Genomic DNA, 234 nt, shown 5'->3' on the forward strand with positions numbered 1-234 from the left:
GAGCTGCCGGTGCACCTGTGGCACCTTCTTTGCGCTGGCGTTCAATCTCACGCCACTTACGCACATTGTCATTATGGTCTTTCAGCGTTGCCGCGAAGATGTGACCACCAGTACCGTCTGCAACGAAGTAGAGGTCTTTTGTATCCAGCGGATTAGCAACTGCTTCCAGCGCATCACGACCCGGATTAGCAATCGGTGTCGGCGGCAAGCCTTTAATAACATAGGTATTATAAG

The 234-nt window shown here is 51.7% G+C and carries 1 protein-coding gene; it reads right to left on the bottom strand.

Features of this window, described 5'->3' with window-relative positions; all coding sequences use genetic code 11:
- Nucleotides 1-234, bottom strand: a 234-nt coding sequence (locus HBA93_RS23685; protein WP_221724840.1) for an endolytic transglycosylase MltG, incomplete at both ends; no start/stop codon positions are given.

The sequence above is a fragment of the Ochrobactrum sp. SFR4 genome (assembly GCF_019730395.1).
Taxonomy (GTDB): Bacteria; Pseudomonadota; Alphaproteobacteria; order Rhizobiales; family Rhizobiaceae; genus Pseudochrobactrum.